Raw genomic sequence first — 15,055 nt, forward strand, 5'->3', positions numbered from 1 at the left:
GACGCGGCTTAGTAGTGGACCACCGAACGGATCGACTTGCCTTCATGCATCAGGTCGAAGGCGTCGTTGATCTTGTCCAGGTCCATGGTGTGGGTGACGAACGGGGCCAGTTCGATATCGCCCTTCATCGCATCCTCGACCATGCCTGGCAGCTGGCTGCGGCCCTTCACGCCGCCGAAGGCGGTGCCCATCCACTTGCGCCCGGTCACCAGCTGGAACGGACGGGTGGAGATCTCCTGGCCCGAACCGGCCACGCCGATCACCACGCTCTGGCCCCAGCCACGGTGCGCGCATTCCAGCGCCGCGCGCATCACGTTGACGTTGCCGATGCACTCGAAGCTGTGGTCCACGCCCCAGGTGGTCATTTCAACGATGACCTGCTGGATCGGCTTGTCGAAATCCTTCGGATTGATGCAGTCGGTGGCACCGAATTCGCGCGCCAGCTCGAACTTGGACGGGTTGGTGTCCACCGCGATGATGCGGCCGGCCTTGGCCTGGCGTGCACCCTGGATCACCGCCAGGCCGATGCCACCGAGGCCGAACACGGCCACGCTGTCGCCTTCCTGCACCTTGGCGGTGTTGTGTACCGCGCCGATGCCGGTGGTGACGCCGCAGCCGAGCAGGCAGACATGTTCCGGGTTGGCGTCCGGGTTGATCTTCGCCAGCGAGACTTCGGCAACGACGGTGTACTCGCTGAAGGTCGAGCAACCCATGTAGTGGTACAGCGGCTCACCGTTGTAGCTGAAGCGGCTGGTGCCATCGGGCATCACACCCTTGCCCTGGGTGGCGCGCACGGCCACGCACAGGTTGGTCTTGCCGCTCTTGCAGAACAGGCACTCGCCGCACTCGGCGGTGTACAGCGGAATCACGTGGTCGCCGGGCTTGACGCTGGTCACGCCCTCGCCGACCTCCACCACGATGCCGGCACCTTCATGGCCCAGCACCACCGGGAACAGGCCTTCCGGGTCATCGCCGGACAGGGTGAACGCATCGGTGTGGCAGACACCGGTATGGGTGATCTTCACCAGCACCTCGCCTGCCTTCGGCGGGGCGACGTCGATCTCGACGATCTTCAGCGGCTGGCCGGGACCAAAGGCGACGGCGGCACGGGACTTCATGGTGGATTCTCCAGAGACAGGCAATGACAGGATGGGCGGCGCCATGTTGCGCCATCGTTTATTTCAGGTACGAGCGGATCAACGCGCTCATGTCGCGCACGCGTTCGGCGCGTTGTTCATCGGAGGCTGCGGGTTGCCCGAACTCCTCGCGCAGATGAGCCTCCATCACCTCGGACATCAGGCCGTTGACCGCGCCACGGATGGCGGCGATCTGCTGCAGCACCGGCCCGCAGTCGGCGCCGGCTTCCAGCGCGCGGTCCAGCGCATCGCACTGGCCGCGGATGCGGCGCACGCGGGCCAGGACCTTTTTCTTCTCTTCGGGGGAGTGCGGCATGGCGGGCCACCTCGGAACTATACTGGGGGACAGTATACAAGCCGAAGTCACGAACTCAATCCTGGCCGGCTCAATCGAACAATCCCTCACCCGCCAACCGGGTCAGCTCATCCACCACGTAGCGCACCTTGGGCCGCAGGTGGCGCGTCGGTGGCCACAGTGCGTGGATATCGATGTGCCGTTGCATGTGCGCATCCAGCACCGACCGCAACGCGCCGGAATCCAGGTGGCGTCGTACCAGTGAAACCGGCATCTGGCAGATACCAAGCCCGGCGATGGCCGCCTCGATCACCGCGTCGCCGTCATTGAGTTGATACGGCGCATTCGGGATGAATGTCCCTTCGTCCTCCTCGCTACCGATCCGCCACCACGCCGGTTGCCCGTGGCGGAAGCCAACGATGCTGCGGTGCTGCGCCAGTTCCTCCACCGTGCGCGGCACGCCGTGGGCCTGCAGGTACTCCGGCGATGCGCAGGTGACCAGTCGCTGGCGCCCCAGCCGCCGCGCCACCAGATGCTCGGCCTGGTGCAGCCCGCCGAAGCGGATCAGCAGGTCGATGCCGTCCTCGACGGGATCGACGAAATGATCGGTGAAGGTCATCGTCAACTGCAGGTCCGGGTACTGCCGGCACAGCCGCAACAGCACCGGCAGCACCACCAGGCGCCCGAACGAGGATGGCATGTCGATGCGCAGCCGCCCGCTGGGCAAGCCGGCCGAACCCAGGCAGGCCTCGGCGGCGGAGATTTCTTCCAGCGCCGCCGCGCACGATGCGTAGTACGCCTCGCCATCGGTGGTCAGCGCGATGCGCCGCGTGGTGCGGTGGAACAGGCGCACCCCCAGCCGCGCTTCCAGCCGGGCGATGGCCTTGCCCACCGCCGAGCGCGAGATGCCCAGCGCGTCGGCGGCCTCGGTGAAGCTGCCTGAGCGGGCCGTGGTGACGAACGTGACCAGGCCATTCAACGATTCCAGCGGCAGCATCTATCGCGCTCCATTGGGGACAAATAGTCCCGCACTCAGGGAGATCGAAGCGCTTTATGCGCCCGCATGTCAACTCCATCCTGTGTGCATCGCGCCGCTGGCGCCTTCCCCCGCACCGAGATGACCGACATGACCGCCGTCCTGTTCCGCCCCTTCGACCTTGCAGGCACTTCCCTGCGCAACCGCATCGCGATGGCGCCGATGACCCGTGCCCGCAACCCCGGAGCGGTCGCCAACGAACTCACCGCGCAGTACTACCGGCAGCGCGCCAGCGCCGGCCTGATCATCAGCGAAGGCACGCCTGTCTCGCCGCAGGGCCAGGGCTACATCGACGTGCCGGGCATCTGGTCGGCCGAGCAGGTGGCCGGGTGGAAGCGTGTCACCGAGGTGGTGCATGCCGCACAGGGCACGATCTTCGCCCAGCTCTGGCACGTTGGCCGCATGTCGCATTCCTCGCTGCAGCCCGACGGTGGGCAACCGGTCAGCGCCGGTACCCGCCCGGTGGCCAGCGCACCGAAGAACACCTCGTTCGTGTACCTGGACGATGGCAGCCGCGGCCACGCCGATCCCACTCCGGCACGTGCACTGGAGACTGCGGAGATCCCCGGTATCGTCGACGACTTCGTGCGCGGGGCGGACAACGCCATTGCGGCCGGCTTCGACGGCATCGAACTGCATGCCGCCAACGGTTACCTGTTCGAGCAGTTCCTCAACCCGCTCATCAACCAGCGTGATGATCGCTACGGCGGCTCGCTGCCCAATCGTGCGCGCTTGATCCTGGACACCGTCGATGCGATGGCGCAGCGTATCGGTGCGCATCGCATCGGCGTGCGCCTGGCACCGAACAACCTCACCTTCGACATGCCGTTCTATCCCGACAATGAAGCCACCTATGTGTACCTGGCCGAGGAACTGGGCAAGCGCGGGCTGGCCTACGTGCACCTCAACGACAACCTGCAGGCGGGCCGGTCGGTGCTGGGCGAGGCGTTCCTGCGGCAGTTCAGGCAGGCCTACGGTGGCACCGTCATCCTGGCAGGTGGCATGACCCGCGAACGCGCCCTGCAGCTGGTCGAAGCGGGCACCATTGACCTGGCCGCGTTCGGCCAGCCGTTCATCGCCAACCCGGATCTGGTCGAACGCCTGCAGCGCAACATCGCGTTGGCCACGCCCGACCGCAGCACCTATTACGGGGGCGGCGAAGCAGGCTACCTCGACTACCCGGCCGCGGGCTGATCCCCCACGGGGCCCGCACGGGGTCGGATCCCTTTCCAACGGAAAGGGCTCTGCCCCCTGTTCGGCGAACAAAGCGTCAGAGCCACGCTGCGCGCGGATCCGACCCCGGCCTTCAGGCGTCCTCGCGCACGTAGGCGAACGACTCGTCCAACCGCTCGAAGCCGATCACCTCAGCGACGATGGCCTGTGCATCCTCGTCGCTGATGTTTCCTTCAGCGATATCGTCAACGCGGGCGAACAGCCGCTGCAGGGCTGCGTACTGGTCATCGCGCAGGAACGGCTGGTGGCTCTGCAGCCAGCGCCGCAGGTTGCTGGCCAGCTCGCCGTGCGACAGCAGCGTGTACGGCCCCTGGTAGTCAGCAACGGCTTCGACCATCTTGCGGAACAGGAAATCCTGATAGCTGGCGGCCAGCACATCGGCACGATCATCGTCATGCCACACCAGCACGACGGGGGACTCGGCAAAGCCGGGCGCGTTGCTCCAGAAGCAGTAGCTGTCGCCGCCGCCGGTCCGCGCGAAGGGCAGCAACTGCAGGTCAGTGCGCAGGGGATTGTAATGATCCTCCGCAGTCAGCTCCTGCCACGCCTCGAGCAGTTCATCGTGTTCCAACGGCTCATAGTCCTGGGCGTACAGCAGCACCGGCGGTTCTGCCTGCAGCGCCGGGAATACCACCTCGGACCATTCCGGATGGGTAGCACCCCAGCTCAACCGACCCGCTGCATGCAACTGCTTGAACAGGGGCGGGAAGGTCTGGCCCGTGGCCTGTTCGATGCCGGATAGCGCGCTCATGGATGTCCTTGTCGATGGAGACCGCCCAGCTTGCCCGAATCCGCGCAGGAGATGAACCGGCCGCAGCACGCGGCAGGACTAGACTGCGACCACCGGATGCCGCCCATCGCTGCCATGAACGCCACTGCCCACAGCTTCATCGTCAACCTCGACGTCCCCGACCTGGCCGCCGCCGAAGACTTCTACATCCGGGCCTTCGGCCTGCGCATCGGCCGCCGTCTCGGCCCGGGCGCCGTGGAGCTGCTCGGTGGGCCAACGCCGCTCTACCTGCTGCACAACGAGGCCGGCAGCGCCGCCACCGAAGACGGCGACGTGCGCGACTACGAGCGCCATTGGACGCCGCTGCACCTGGATTGGGTGGTGGATGACATCGAAGCCGCGCTGGTACGTGCAGTCGCAGCCGGAGCGACGCTCGAGCAATCCGTGCGCGAGCGCCGCTGGGGACGCATCGCCGTGCTGGCCGATCCGTTCGGCCACGGCTTCTGCCTGATCCAGTTCAGCGGCGAAGGCTACGACGCACTGGTCGAATGACCGCTGCACCGCTCACCACGGCAACGGCACCGCTTCGCCGTTGGCGCGCTCGCCGTAGTACAGCGACGGCAGCAGGCGCGAGAGGAAACTGAACTCCGTGTAGCAGTGCTTGAGCAGGCCCAGCCCGACCGCATCGCCGGCATCACGGTGCGGATCGGTGCTGTCCAGGCCGAGCACGAAGCGGCTGCGCAGCACACAGCCAAACGGCGTATCGCGTGCGACGTGCAGCATCTGCCCGTCGCAGGGGTCAGCGTTTGCATCCAGACGGACCTGGTCGCCGAAGCCGATTCGCGCGGCGATCACCGCCGATACATCGCCTGCATCCTTTGCCGCCTGCAGGCGCTCGGGCACCAGCAACGTGCGCGGGTCATGGAACTTCAAGCGCGCCGCCACCGGCGGAATGTCGGCCAGCGATTCCACCGCATGGATGCTGGCGCCGTGGTAGCTGCGCCCGCGCTGCCAGGCCGCGTCCCAGCCGCGATGCTCGACATGATCGACCGGATGCCACCAGCGGATGTGCTGGGTGGTCTCGAAGAAGGTGAACCACCAGTCGAGCATGCGGCCCTTGCAGCCGTGCAGATCGGTGCGCACCGCCACCAGCAGGGTGCCGTCTTCGCGGCGCTGGATGCCGGTCTCCAGATGCATCGGCGCCGGGTCGAGCAGATCGTGGTGGTCCAGCCAGGCGCGGGCGTTCACAGCGGTATCCATCGGGGTCTCCTGCGGTGTTGGGAGTCCCGACAATACGGACACGTCTACCGTTTCGCAATTGTCCGGATGCGGTAAGATGGGCGCAATGAACAGCACCACCGTGCCCGAGCCCACATCACCGACCCGCCGCCGCGGCCGCCCTGCGCGGCCGGAAGCCGAAGTCCGCCACGCCGTGCTGCAGGCCACGCTGGAACTTCTGCTGGCGCAGGGCTACGAGGCCACCACCATCGAAGCGGTGGCGGCGCACGCCGGAGTGGCAAAGAAGACCGTCTACCGCCACGCCAGCAACCGCGAGGAACTGGTTGGGTTGGCGGTGCGTGAGTGGACCGACGGCTTCGCGCCACAACTGCAGCGCGATGCGCGCAATGCCCAAGAGGTCGTGCCGTTGCTGCAGGACATCCTGCACGCGGTGTGCGCGCAGGCGCTGTCGGCGCAGGCGGTGCAGGTATTCCGCCTGCTGGCCACCGACTTTCCCGGCAAGGACGCGCTGCTGCAGGCCTATCTGGACAACGGCATCGAACGCGGCCGTGCGCTGCTGGCCGACTGGCTGGCGCGCCAGCAACAGCGTGGGCTGCTACGCGAGGGAGATCCTGTTTGCATGGCGCGATTGCTGCTGGCGATGGCCGTGGCCGAGCCGCTGCGCGAACGCGTGATCGGTGTGGTGGCCGAGGATGCGCCGGTGGACGTGCACCTGCGCGACTGCGTGGCGTTCTTGGCGCCGGTGTTGCAGGCGCCGTAAGGTTGCTCCATCCACGCGTGGCGTGGATCTACCGGCCGATCCCGATTCGTTGGTCGGCAATGGCCTGCCCCGGTGGGTGCCGACCGTTGGTCGGCACTCCTGCAGCACCTCACTCGCGCAGCATGTCCACGAACGCACGCAGCGCGGCAGGCATCTGCCGCTGCTTCGGGTAATACAGCGCGAAGCCGGCGAACGGTTCGCTCCAGTCTTCCAGCACCGCCACCATCTGTCCGGATTCGATGTACGGCCGCGCGGTGTCTTCCAGCACATAGGCCAGGCCAATGCCATCGAGCACCGCGCCGACCACGGTGCCCTGCTCGCCCAGCGTCAGCCGCCCCGGTACATCGATCTCCAGCGCCTGCCCACCGCGCTCGAACTGCCACTTGTACAGATGCCCGCTGGCGAAGCGGAAGCGGATGCATTCGTGTGTGGCCAGGTCGCGCGGATGCTGTGGCGCCGGGCGCCGCCGCAGGTAGTCCGGCGAGCCGACAATCAAGCCACGCAGCGGTGGGCCCATCGGCACCGCCACCATGTCCTCGGGTACGAACTCGTGCAGGCGCACGCCGGCGTCGTAGCCTTCGGCAACGATATCGACCAGGCCATCGTTCTCGGTCAGCTCCACCCGCACGTCGGGATGGGCGTGCAGGAAGCGCGCCAGCCGTGGCCCCAACTGGGTCGGCACTGCGGCGCGGGTAGCATTGATACGCAGCAGGCCCGCCGGTGCGGCGCGGAACTGGTTCATCTCCTCCAGCGCGTCATTCACCTGGCCCAGCGCGGGCTGCAGGCGTTCCAGCAGGCGCTGCCCGGCCTCGGTCAGGGCCACGCTGCGGGTGGTGCGATGGAACAGGCCCACGCCCAACCGTTCCTCCAGCGCGCGGATCGCATAACTCACCGCCGAGGTCGACAGCGCCAGCTCGGCGCCGGCACGGCGGAAGCTGCGGTGACGGGCGACCGCCGCGAACGCGGCCAGGTGGGTGAGATTGTCAGTGGCCATGATTGTGCAGTTTCACTTGATGAATCATGCCGATATCCGTGCTTCTTGCGGCTGGGTACGGGGCGTATTGTAAAACGCCTTTCGACAAACCCTGCCAAGGATTCCCCATGTCCCTCGCCCGTGGTTACGCCGCCCATTCCCATACCGACCCGCTGGTGCCCTTCGAGTTCGAACGCCGCGCGGTCGGCCCGGACGATGTGCGCATCGAGATCCTCTACAGCGGCATCTGCCACTCCGACCTGCACCAGGCCCGCGACGACTGGGGTGGCTCGATCTACCCGATGGTGCCGGGCCACGAGATCATCGGCCGTGTGACCGAGGTCGGCAGCAACGTCACCCGCTTCAAGGTCGGCGACCACGCCGGCGTCGGCTGCATGGTCGACTCCTGCCGCCACTGCGATGCCTGCGAGCACGACCTGGAGCAGTACTGCGCAGAGGGCGCGACCTGGACCTACAACGGCCGTGAACGCGAAAGCGGCGCGCCGACCTACGGCGGCTATTCCGACCACGTGGTGGTCGAACAGCGCTTCGTGGTGAAGGTGTCAGACACCCTCGACCTGAAGGCCGCCGCCCCGCTGCTGTGCGCCGGCATCACCACCTGGTCGCCGCTGCGCCACTGGAAGGTCGGCCCGGGCCAGAAGGTCGGCGTGATCGGCCTCGGTGGCCTCGGCCACATGGGCGTGAAGTTCGCCAAGGCACTCGGCGCGCACGTGGTGATGATCACCACCACGCCGGAAAAGGGTGCCGACGCCAAGCGCCTGGGCGCCGATGAGGTGCTGGTCTCGCGCGATGCCGCGCAGATGAAGGCGCACGCGGGCAGCTTCGACTTCCTGCTCAACACCATCCCGGTCGGCCATGACACCAACCCGTACATGGGCCTGCTCAAGCGTGAAGCCACCATGTGCCTGGTCGGCGTGCTGACCGAACTGGACCCGCCGTTGACCGGTGGCAGCGTGATCTTCGGCCGCAAGCACCTGACCGGCTCGGCGATTGGCGGCATGGCTGAAACCCAGGAAATGATGGACTTCTGTGCCGAGCACGGCATCGTCAGCGATGTGGAGATGATCGACATCAAGAACGTCAACGAAGCCTGGGAACGCATGGCGAAGAACGATGTACGCTACCGCTTCGTGATCGACATGGCGACGATGAAGGACGCCGCCTGATCCAACGCAGATGTGGAAATGAAAAACCCCGGCAATGCCGGGGTTTTTCTTCTGGTAGTGCCGGCCGCTGGCCGGCACCCCCGCATGGCGATCAGTACGCGAATTCGCGGAACACCGGATCGACGTCGCCGTGCCAGCGGCCATGGAACAGTGCCAGCTTGCGCTCGGCCGGGGTCAGCCCGGATTCGACGATCTCCTGCAGCACGTCCAGGAACTTGCTCTCGTCCTGGCCGTCGGCATTGCGCGCCGCGCGGCGCTTTAGGCCTTCGACGGAAATCCTCACGGCTTCGCGGGCCAGGTCGCGCACCGTGCCATTGCGGAACGGCAGGCTCATCGCATGCTTCGGCACGCCGTCGCGCAGTGCATGGCGCTCGGCCAGGGTGAAGTCACGCACCAGGTCCCACGCAGCGTCCAGCGCAGCGTCGTCGTACAGCAGGCCGACCCAGAACGCCGGCAGCGCACACAGGCGGCTCCACGGACCACCATCGGCGCCGCGCATTTCCAGGTACTTCTTCAGGCGCACTTCCGGGAACGCGGTGGTCATGTGGTCCGACCAGTCGCGCAGCGTCGGCAACGCGCCCGGCAGCACCGGCAGCTTGCCCTGCAGGAAGTCGCGGAAACTCTGCCCGCTGGCGTCGTGGTAGATGCCATCGCGGTAGGAGAAGTACATCGGCACGTCGAGCAGGTAATCGACATAGCGCTCGTAACCGAAGCCACCCTCGAACACGAAGTCGAGCATGCCGGTGCGGTCAGCGTCGGTGTCGGTCCAGATGTGCGAGCGGTAGCTCAGGTAGCCGTTGGGCTTGCCTTCGGTGAACGGCGAATCGGCGAACAGCGCGGTGGCGATCGGCTGCAGCGCCAGCGATACGCGGAACTTCTTCACCATGTCCGCTTCGGTGGCGTAGTCCAGGTTCACCTGTACCGTGCAGGTGCGGGTCATCATGTCCAGGCCGAGCGAACCGACCTTGGGCATGTACGAACGCATGATCTTGTAGCGGCCCTTGGGCATCCAGGGCATCTCGTCGCGCTTCCACTTCGGCTGGAAGCCCATGCCGAGGAAACCCAGCTGCAGTTCGCCGGCCACCTGTGCCACTTCGTTGAGGTGGGTGCCGGTCTCCACGCAGGTCTGGTGGATGGTCTCCAGCGCCGCGCCGGACAGTTCCAGCTGACCGGCCGGTTCCAGCGTCACCGAGGCGCCATCGCGCAGCAGGGCGATCGTGTTGCCGTTCTCCTGCACCGGCTCCCAGCCGAAGCGGACCAAGCCGTTGAGCAGCGCTTCGATGCCGCGCTCGCCTTCGAAGGTCGGCGGGCGCAGGTCATCCAGGCGGAACCCGAACTTCTCGTGCTCGGTGCCGATGCGCCACTGCGCGCGGGGCTTCTCGCCGGAGGCGATCACCTCCACCAGCTGCGAGCGGTCGGTAATGGGGGTATCGGCGACGTGGCTGGGGCTCGACAAGGGAAAGGCTCGCTGGACGGTGGCGGGGGATGTGGGGCTCGCGGCCTTCCATCGCAAGGGCGCACTATAGCGTGGCACCCCGTTGCGTCATGCGACGGTGACGGGTTTCAGCATCCTACCGACGCCCTCTTGACCCTCGTACACTCAGAGCCATGAGCCGCCATTCACGACACCCCGAACTGCATCGCTCCGAGCGCGTCGGCTGGCTGCGAGCCGCCGTGCTGGGCGCCAACGATGGCATCGTCTCGGTGGCTGGCCTGGTGGTCGGCGTGGCCGCCAGCGGCGCCTCGGCTGCGACCATCCTGGCCACCGGCGTGGCAGGTACCGTGGCCGGCGCGATGTCGATGGCGGCGGGCGAATATGTCTCGGTGCAGACCCAGGCCGACACCGAAGAGGCCGATCTGGCAATGGAAAAGCGCGAGCTGCGCGACGATCCGCACAGCGAACTGGAGGAGCTGGCCGCGATCTACCGCCACCGCGGCCTGAAGCCTGCGCTGGCGCGGCAGGTGGCCGAACAGCTCACCGCCCACGATGCGCTGGGTGCCCACGCCCGCGACGAACTGGGCATCACCGATACCCTGCGCGCCCGCCCGCTGCAGGCAGCGCTGGCCTCGGCCGGTGCGTTCACCTGCGGTGCGGCGCTGCCAGTGCTGACCGCCCTGCTGGCGCCGGTCGACAAGGTCGCCCTGATGACCACGGCCAGTACCCTGCTTGGCCTGTGCCTGACCGGCGCGGTGGCAGCCCAGGCCGGCGGCGCCCCGCCGGTACGCGGCGCAATGCGGGTGATGTTCTGGGGTGCACTGGCAATGGCCGCCGCTGCAGGCGTCGGTCGCCTGTTCGGCGCCCAGGTGACATGACCGGCATGCTGCCGCCAGTTACCGCACTGCTGGCCGAGATGGCCAGCCTGGCCGGCTGCGCACGCGCCGAAGGTTATGCGTGCATCACCGCTCGGCGCGAACATGGCGCCAGCTCGGTGGAGATTCCGCAACCGCAGTTCGCGATCCTGCTGGAAGGCCGCAAGCAGGTGCGTACCGCGCACCAGTCGCTGGAGTTCATCCCCGGCGACATCCTGCTGCTGACCCAGCGCTGCCGCATCGATGTGGTCAACACCCCCGACCCACGCAGTGGCCGCTACCTCAGTGCCATCGTGCCGCTGTGTGCCGAAGTGCTGGCGGCCGCACGCACGCTGTGGAGCGAGGAGCTTCCCGCGCCAGGCCAGGCGATGGCGCGACTGCCGTTGATCGATCATGGCGCGGTGCTGCGCCAGTGGCGGCAATCGCTGCAGGACGGTCGTTACAGCGAAGCGCGGCTGGCCCTGGCCTCGCTGGTACTGACCTTGTGCCGGCAGGGCCACGGCAACCTGCTGCTGCCGCAGGCACCGAGCCTGGGCGAACAGATCCGCGACCGCATCGCCGCCGAACCGGCCCGCGACTGGCAATCGCGCGATGTGGAAGAACAGTTCGCGTTGAGCGGCGCGACACTGCGCCGCCGTCTTGCCGCCGAAGACACCAGCCTGCGCCAGCTGCTCACCGAGGCGCGGCTGGCGCATGGCATGCAGCTGCTCTACACCACGGACCTGCCGTTGAAGACCGTGGCAGCGCGCGCGGGCTACCGGTCTGCGGCGAGTTTCAGCAAGCGCTTCGCCGAGCAGTACGGACTGGCTCCCACAGACATTTGAGGGGGTTCGGCAGGGCTGCGCCCTGCACCCGCCGAAGCGAGAGCAAGAGCCGGAGCAACAGCAACAGCAACAGCAACAGCAACAGCGTGCATTCCGTGGGATGGCGGGGCGGTGTGGGTGGGCAGGACACGCCGTAAACCCGTCCCTGGGGGCTCGATGGCGCCATCCATGGCGCCAACGGTCCTGCCCACCCACACCGCCCCGCCTTCGACAGGTTCACTCGGCTGTTGGCAACTGCGGCTTTGTTCCGCGCGGCTGTTGGTAGGTGTCGACCTTGGTCGACACATCTGTCAGATATCGAATGAAACTCTGGGGTCAGATCCGTTTTCCTGCGGAAAACGGATCTGACCCCACGAGCTGACAGATCGCGGAGATCTGTCGAAGGCGGGGCGGGTCCGGTTGCGGGAGTGTCCGCGGCATGGATGCCGCGGCCAAGCCCCCATGGACGGGTTTACGGCGTCTCCCGCAACCGGACCCACCCCGCCATCCCACGGATAGCCCGCTGTCGCTGTTGCTGTTGCTTCGGCCGTTGCCCTGGCTCGTAGCGGGTGCAGGGCGCAGCCCTGCAGACAACACCCCTTCCCTGAGCATTCCGCGCAGTGGTTTGAGCGCCGTGCACACACCGGCCACGGCACTCTGGGCACAACGGAACCGCCCGTCATCCACCGAGAACCGCCATGACCCTGCGTCCCCTGCCGCTGCGCGGCGCCCTGCTGCTGGCCCTGTCGTCCCTGCCGCTGGTCGCGCTGGCCGAGGCCACTTCGCCCGCCCCCACCCAGCAGGTCCCTGGTGTCTATCACCAGCGCATCGGTGCGCTGCAGGTCACCGCCCTGTTCGACGGCGTGGTCGCGCTCGGCCGGCAGGAAGTGGTGGACGTGCCGCCGACGCTGGTCAGCCGCCTGCTGGAAGGCCGTTACGTGCCGGAAGACAAGAAGGGCCTGCAGACCGCGATCAATGCGTTCCTGATCCGCCAGGGCAACCACCTGACCCTGGTCGACACCGGCACCGCGCAGTGCTTCGGCCCCGGCCTGGGCCAGGTGCTGGGCAATCTGCGCGCCTCCGGCGTGGACCCGGCCGAGGTGGATGAGGTGCTGCTGACCCACGCCCATCCGGACCACCTGTGCGGCGTACTCGACGCGCAGGGCAAGCCGGCCTATCCCAATGCCACGGTGTGGCTGTCCAAGGCGGATGCCGATTACTGGCTCAACCCAGCCAGCGAGGCCACCGCGCCGAAGGGCGTGCGCTTCGCCTTCCCGCTGGCACGCAATGCGGTCGCGCCATACCAGGCCAGCGGCCACCTGCGCACCTTCAGCCCCGGCGACGCCCTGCCCGGCGGCGCGGTGGCGATGGACACCCATGGCCATACGCCCGGCCATGTCTCTTACCGGTTCGACAGCCAGGGCCAGTCACTGCTGGTATGGGGTGATGTGCTGCACTTCCATGCGGTGCAGTTCGCGCACCCGGAGGCGGCATTCGAGGCCGATTCGGACCGCACAGCGGCCATCGCCAGCCGTCGCGGGCTGCTGCAGCAGGCCACCGCCAACGGCTGGTGGGTAGCCGGTGCGCACCTGCCCTTCCCAGGCCTGGGCCATGTGCGTGGCGAGGGCAAGGCCTATGCGTGGGTGCCGGCGGAGTATTCGCCGTTGTGAGGGTGTGCCGACCAAGGTCGGCACCCACCGATCGGGTAGCGCCCGGCTGCCAGCCGGGCGACCGGAAATGCCTTACTCCAGCCCCAGCCAGCCGCCGATCACGCCGCGGGCTTCGTCCACGCCGGTACGGTCTTCGCCGGAGAACACCTGCACGCTGACGCTGTCGCCGTAGGCCGATTGCAGTTCCTTGCGCACCTTCTGCAGGGACTGCATCTGCTGGCTGCGGCTGAGCTTGTCGGCCTTGGTCAGCAGGGCGTGCGCCGGCAGGCCGCGCTGCACGGCGTAGGACAGCATCTGCCGGTCGTAGTCCTTCAGCGGATGGCGGATGTCCATCACCACCACCAGCCCCTTCAGGGCTTCGCGGGTGCGGAAATACTTGTCGATGAAGGCCTGCCAGTGCGCCTGCAGGTCCAGCGGCACCTTTGCATAGCCATAACCTGGCAGGTCGACCAGATGCGCTTCCGGGGTGACCTGGAAGAACACCAGCTGCTGGGTACGGCCAGGGGTCTTGGAGACACGGGCCAGGGCGTTCTGGCGGGTCAGCGCGTTGAGCGCACTGGACTTGCCGGCGTTGGAGCGGCCGGCGAAGGCCACTTCGGCCCCTTCGTCGGGCGGCAGCTGCCGCACGTTGTGGGCCGAAAGGTGGTAACGAGCGCGTTCGATGAGCAATGACATGTGCCTAGGATCGCATGTTGCGGCGCCGCGCGCCCGTGCCGGCGGCCTCTGCGGGCATTTTGCTGCACTGCTGCGTTGACCGTGCGCGGAAACGGCGTTGATAATCCGGGCGATGCCGGCGGCCACCGCCCGGCCCGGTCCATACGGAGCTTCAGCATGCGCCACGCTCGCGTTCTTGCCGTATCCGCCCTTGCCACTGCTGTAGTCGTTGCCGCTGCTGCGTTCGCGCAGACCACGTTGACCCCGCTGCCCGACAACGGGCCGATCAACACCGCCTCGCTGGAGGTGGATTTCAGCAAGACCCACTGGGGCGATGCCAAGGCCGGCCAGACCAAGGCCTCGGCCTGCGCGGCCTGCCATGGCGCCGACGGCAATTCCACGGTGGAGATGTACCCGTCCATCGCCGGCCAGAGCGAACGCTACGTCGCCCAGCAGATGGCCCTGATCGCCAATGGGCAGCGCAGTTCCGGCGCGGCGGTGGCGATGGTGCCGTTCGTGCAGAACCTCACCCCGCAGGACATGCGCGATATCGGCGCGTTCTTCGCCACGCAGAAGGCCACCGCCGGCATCGCCGATGACACGGCAGTCGCTGACGGCCCTTACAAGGGCATGAAGTTCTACGAGATCGGCCAGCAGCTGTACCGTGGCGGCGACGCCAAGCGCGGCCTGCCGGCCTGCATGGCGTGCCACGGCCCCAGCGGTGCCGGTAATCCGGGTCCGGCCTATCCGCACATCGGTGGTCAGCACGCCAGCTATGTCGCGCGCCGCCTGCAGGAATACCAGGCCGGCCAGACCAACGAGACCGACAAGGCCCACTTCCAGATCATGGCGACCGTCGCGCAGAAGCTGAGCGAGCAGGAGGTGCAGGCGCTGTCGAGCTACCTGCAGGGCCTGCACAACAAGGCCGACGATGTGGCCACTGCCCCCCCGTCGGCGCAACCGGCTGCCGCCCCCTGACCACCACTGGTCGGCCCGGGCCGCCACCACGGCCCGCGCCTGCGGTATGTT

Annotated in this window: 16 protein-coding genes; 8 read left to right on the forward strand and 8 right to left on the reverse strand. The window is 67.4% G+C overall.

All coding sequences use genetic code 11. The annotated features are described in order from the left end of the window. Positions 1 to 8: 8 nt before the first annotated feature. The 3 genes from AC5P9P_RS13360 to AC5P9P_RS13370 form a co-directional block, all read right to left on the reverse strand. Positions 9 to 1,118 (reverse strand): S-(hydroxymethyl)glutathione dehydrogenase/class III alcohol dehydrogenase, encoded by a 1,110-nt coding sequence (locus tag AC5P9P_RS13360; RefSeq protein ID WP_033835220.1) that lies wholly within the window; start codon positions 1,116 to 1,118, stop codon positions 9 to 11. Between the two features lie 58 nt (positions 1,119 to 1,176). Then, a complete protein-coding gene (gene frmR, locus AC5P9P_RS13365) occupies positions 1,177 to 1,452 on the reverse strand; it encodes a formaldehyde-responsive transcriptional repressor FrmR (protein WP_005411009.1) in 276 nt (91 codons plus the stop codon). Between the two features lie 70 nt (positions 1,453 to 1,522). Then, positions 1,523 to 2,428 carry a LysR family transcriptional regulator gene (locus AC5P9P_RS13370; protein ID WP_184014093.1) on the reverse strand — a complete coding sequence of 302 codons (906 nt, stop codon included), beginning with the start codon at positions 2,426 to 2,428 and terminating at the stop codon, positions 1,523 to 1,525. A 129-nt stretch (positions 2,429 to 2,557) separates the two neighbouring features. Between AC5P9P_RS13370 and AC5P9P_RS13375 the strand changes: the two genes are divergently transcribed. Continuing rightward, a complete protein-coding gene (locus AC5P9P_RS13375; protein ID WP_184014094.1) occupies positions 2,558 to 3,661 on the forward strand; it encodes an alkene reductase in 1,104 nt (367 codons plus the stop codon). Between the two features lie 112 nt (positions 3,662 to 3,773). Here AC5P9P_RS13375 and AC5P9P_RS13380 read toward each other — a convergent pair whose 3' ends face one another. After that, a complete protein-coding gene (locus AC5P9P_RS13380; RefSeq protein WP_049433570.1) occupies positions 3,774 to 4,451 on the reverse strand; it encodes an SMI1/KNR4 family protein in 678 nt (225 codons plus the stop codon). Between the two features lie 114 nt (positions 4,452 to 4,565). On the opposite strand from AC5P9P_RS13380, the gene AC5P9P_RS13385 reads away from it, so the two are divergent. After that, entirely contained in the window at positions 4,566 to 4,982 is a 417-nt protein-coding gene (locus tag AC5P9P_RS13385; RefSeq protein ID WP_005414461.1) for a VOC family protein, read from the forward strand. Between the two features lie 12 nt (positions 4,983 to 4,994). Here AC5P9P_RS13385 and AC5P9P_RS13390 read toward each other — a convergent pair whose 3' ends face one another. Next, entirely contained in the window at positions 4,995 to 5,690 is a 696-nt protein-coding gene (locus AC5P9P_RS13390) for a DAPG hydrolase family protein (RefSeq protein ID WP_495232859.1), read from the reverse strand. Positions 5,691 to 5,766: 76 nt separating this feature from the next. Here AC5P9P_RS13390 and AC5P9P_RS13395 point away from each other — a divergent pair, with 76 nt between their 5' ends. Continuing rightward, complete coding sequence (locus tag AC5P9P_RS13395; protein WP_049450581.1) at positions 5,767 to 6,429, forward strand: TetR/AcrR family transcriptional regulator; 663 nt, start codon at positions 5,767 to 5,769, stop codon at positions 6,427 to 6,429. A 109-nt stretch (positions 6,430 to 6,538) separates the two neighbouring features. Here AC5P9P_RS13395 and AC5P9P_RS13400 read toward each other — a convergent pair whose 3' ends face one another. Then, positions 6,539 to 7,423, reverse strand: coding sequence for a LysR family transcriptional regulator (locus AC5P9P_RS13400; RefSeq protein WP_049403539.1), 885 nt, complete (start codon positions 7,421 to 7,423; stop codon positions 6,539 to 6,541). Between the two features lie 107 nt (positions 7,424 to 7,530). On the opposite strand from AC5P9P_RS13400, the gene AC5P9P_RS13405 reads away from it, so the two are divergent. Then, complete coding sequence (locus AC5P9P_RS13405; protein ID WP_012481247.1) at positions 7,531 to 8,589, forward strand: NAD(P)-dependent alcohol dehydrogenase; 1,059 nt, start codon at positions 7,531 to 7,533, stop codon at positions 8,587 to 8,589. Between the two features lie 91 nt (positions 8,590 to 8,680). Here the strand turns inward: AC5P9P_RS13405 and AC5P9P_RS13410 are convergent, their stop codons facing one another. Continuing rightward, on the reverse strand, positions 8,681 to 10,045 hold the full coding sequence (locus AC5P9P_RS13410) for a glutamate--cysteine ligase (RefSeq protein WP_033835224.1): 1,365 nt from the start codon (positions 10,043 to 10,045) through the stop codon (positions 8,681 to 8,683). Between the two features lie 152 nt (positions 10,046 to 10,197). Here AC5P9P_RS13410 and AC5P9P_RS13415 point away from each other — a divergent pair, with 152 nt between their 5' ends. The 3 genes from AC5P9P_RS13415 to AC5P9P_RS13425 all read left to right on the forward strand — a co-directional run bounded on the left by AC5P9P_RS13415 (position 10,198) and on the right by AC5P9P_RS13425 (position 13,372). Beyond that, the gene (locus tag AC5P9P_RS13415; RefSeq protein WP_049403538.1) at positions 10,198 to 10,902 is read left to right on the forward strand and encodes a VIT1/CCC1 transporter family protein; all 705 of its coding nucleotides are present in this window, start codon (positions 10,198 to 10,200) and stop codon (positions 10,900 to 10,902) included. Then, entirely contained in the window at positions 10,899 to 11,723 is an 825-nt protein-coding gene (locus AC5P9P_RS13420) for a helix-turn-helix transcriptional regulator (RefSeq protein ID WP_005411020.1), read from the forward strand. The genes AC5P9P_RS13415 and AC5P9P_RS13420 overlap by 4 nt, the downstream gene beginning before the upstream one ends. Before the next feature lie 677 nt (positions 11,724 to 12,400). Next, on the forward strand, positions 12,401 to 13,372 hold the full coding sequence (locus AC5P9P_RS13425) for an MBL fold metallo-hydrolase (protein ID WP_049402420.1): 972 nt from the start codon (positions 12,401 to 12,403) through the stop codon (positions 13,370 to 13,372). A gap of 72 nt (positions 13,373 to 13,444) precedes the next feature. On the opposite strand, the gene yihA is transcribed toward AC5P9P_RS13425, so the two are convergent. Then, complete coding sequence (gene yihA / locus AC5P9P_RS13430) at positions 13,445 to 14,047, reverse strand: ribosome biogenesis GTP-binding protein YihA/YsxC (protein WP_005411022.1); 603 nt, start codon at positions 14,045 to 14,047, stop codon at positions 13,445 to 13,447. 156 nt (positions 14,048 to 14,203) lie between these two features. Here yihA and AC5P9P_RS13435 point away from each other — a divergent pair, with 156 nt between their 5' ends. Further along, positions 14,204 to 15,004, forward strand: coding sequence for a c-type cytochrome (locus tag AC5P9P_RS13435; RefSeq protein WP_033835228.1), 801 nt, complete (start codon positions 14,204 to 14,206; stop codon positions 15,002 to 15,004). Positions 15,005 to 15,055 lie beyond the last annotated feature (51 nt).

The organism is Stenotrophomonas sp. YJH_SMC_14-1, from assembly GCF_059372275.1.

Bases quoted from the DNA above. Each gene is read 5' to 3' on its own strand.
- AC5P9P_RS13375 (WP_184014094.1), top strand. From the start codon at position 2,558: ATGACCGCCGTCCTGTTCCGCCCCTTCGACCTTGCAGGCACTTCCCTG.
- AC5P9P_RS13360 (WP_033835220.1), bottom strand. From the start codon at position 1,118: ATGAAGTCCCGTGCCGCCGTCGCCTTTGGTCCCGGCCAGCCGCTGAAG.
- AC5P9P_RS13390 (WP_495232859.1), bottom strand. From the start codon at position 5,690: ATGGATACCGCTGTGAACGCCCGCGCCTGGCTGGACCACCACGATCTG.
- AC5P9P_RS13385 (WP_005414461.1), top strand. From the start codon at position 4,566: ATGAACGCCACTGCCCACAGCTTCATCGTCAACCTCGACGTCCCCGAC.
- AC5P9P_RS13395 (WP_049450581.1), top strand. From the start codon at position 5,767: ATGGGCGCAATGAACAGCACCACCGTGCCCGAGCCCACATCACCGACC.
- AC5P9P_RS13435 (WP_033835228.1), top strand. From the start codon at position 14,204: ATGCGCCACGCTCGCGTTCTTGCCGTATCCGCCCTTGCCACTGCTGTA.
- frmR (WP_005411009.1), bottom strand. From the start codon at position 1,452: ATGCCGCACTCCCCCGAAGAGAAGAAAAAGGTCCTGGCCCGCGTGCGC.
- AC5P9P_RS13405 (WP_012481247.1), top strand. From the start codon at position 7,531: ATGTCCCTCGCCCGTGGTTACGCCGCCCATTCCCATACCGACCCGCTG.
- yihA (WP_005411022.1), bottom strand. From the start codon at position 14,047: ATGTCATTGCTCATCGAACGCGCTCGTTACCACCTTTCGGCCCACAAC.
- AC5P9P_RS13400 (WP_049403539.1), bottom strand. From the start codon at position 7,423: ATGGCCACTGACAATCTCACCCACCTGGCCGCGTTCGCGGCGGTCGCC.
- AC5P9P_RS13415 (WP_049403538.1), top strand. From the start codon at position 10,198: ATGAGCCGCCATTCACGACACCCCGAACTGCATCGCTCCGAGCGCGTC.
- AC5P9P_RS13370 (WP_184014093.1), bottom strand. From the start codon at position 2,428: ATGCTGCCGCTGGAATCGTTGAATGGCCTGGTCACGTTCGTCACCACG.
- AC5P9P_RS13425 (WP_049402420.1), top strand. From the start codon at position 12,401: ATGACCCTGCGTCCCCTGCCGCTGCGCGGCGCCCTGCTGCTGGCCCTG.
- AC5P9P_RS13380 (WP_049433570.1), bottom strand. From the start codon at position 4,451: ATGAGCGCGCTATCCGGCATCGAACAGGCCACGGGCCAGACCTTCCCG.
- AC5P9P_RS13420 (WP_005411020.1), top strand. From the start codon at position 10,899: ATGACCGGCATGCTGCCGCCAGTTACCGCACTGCTGGCCGAGATGGCC.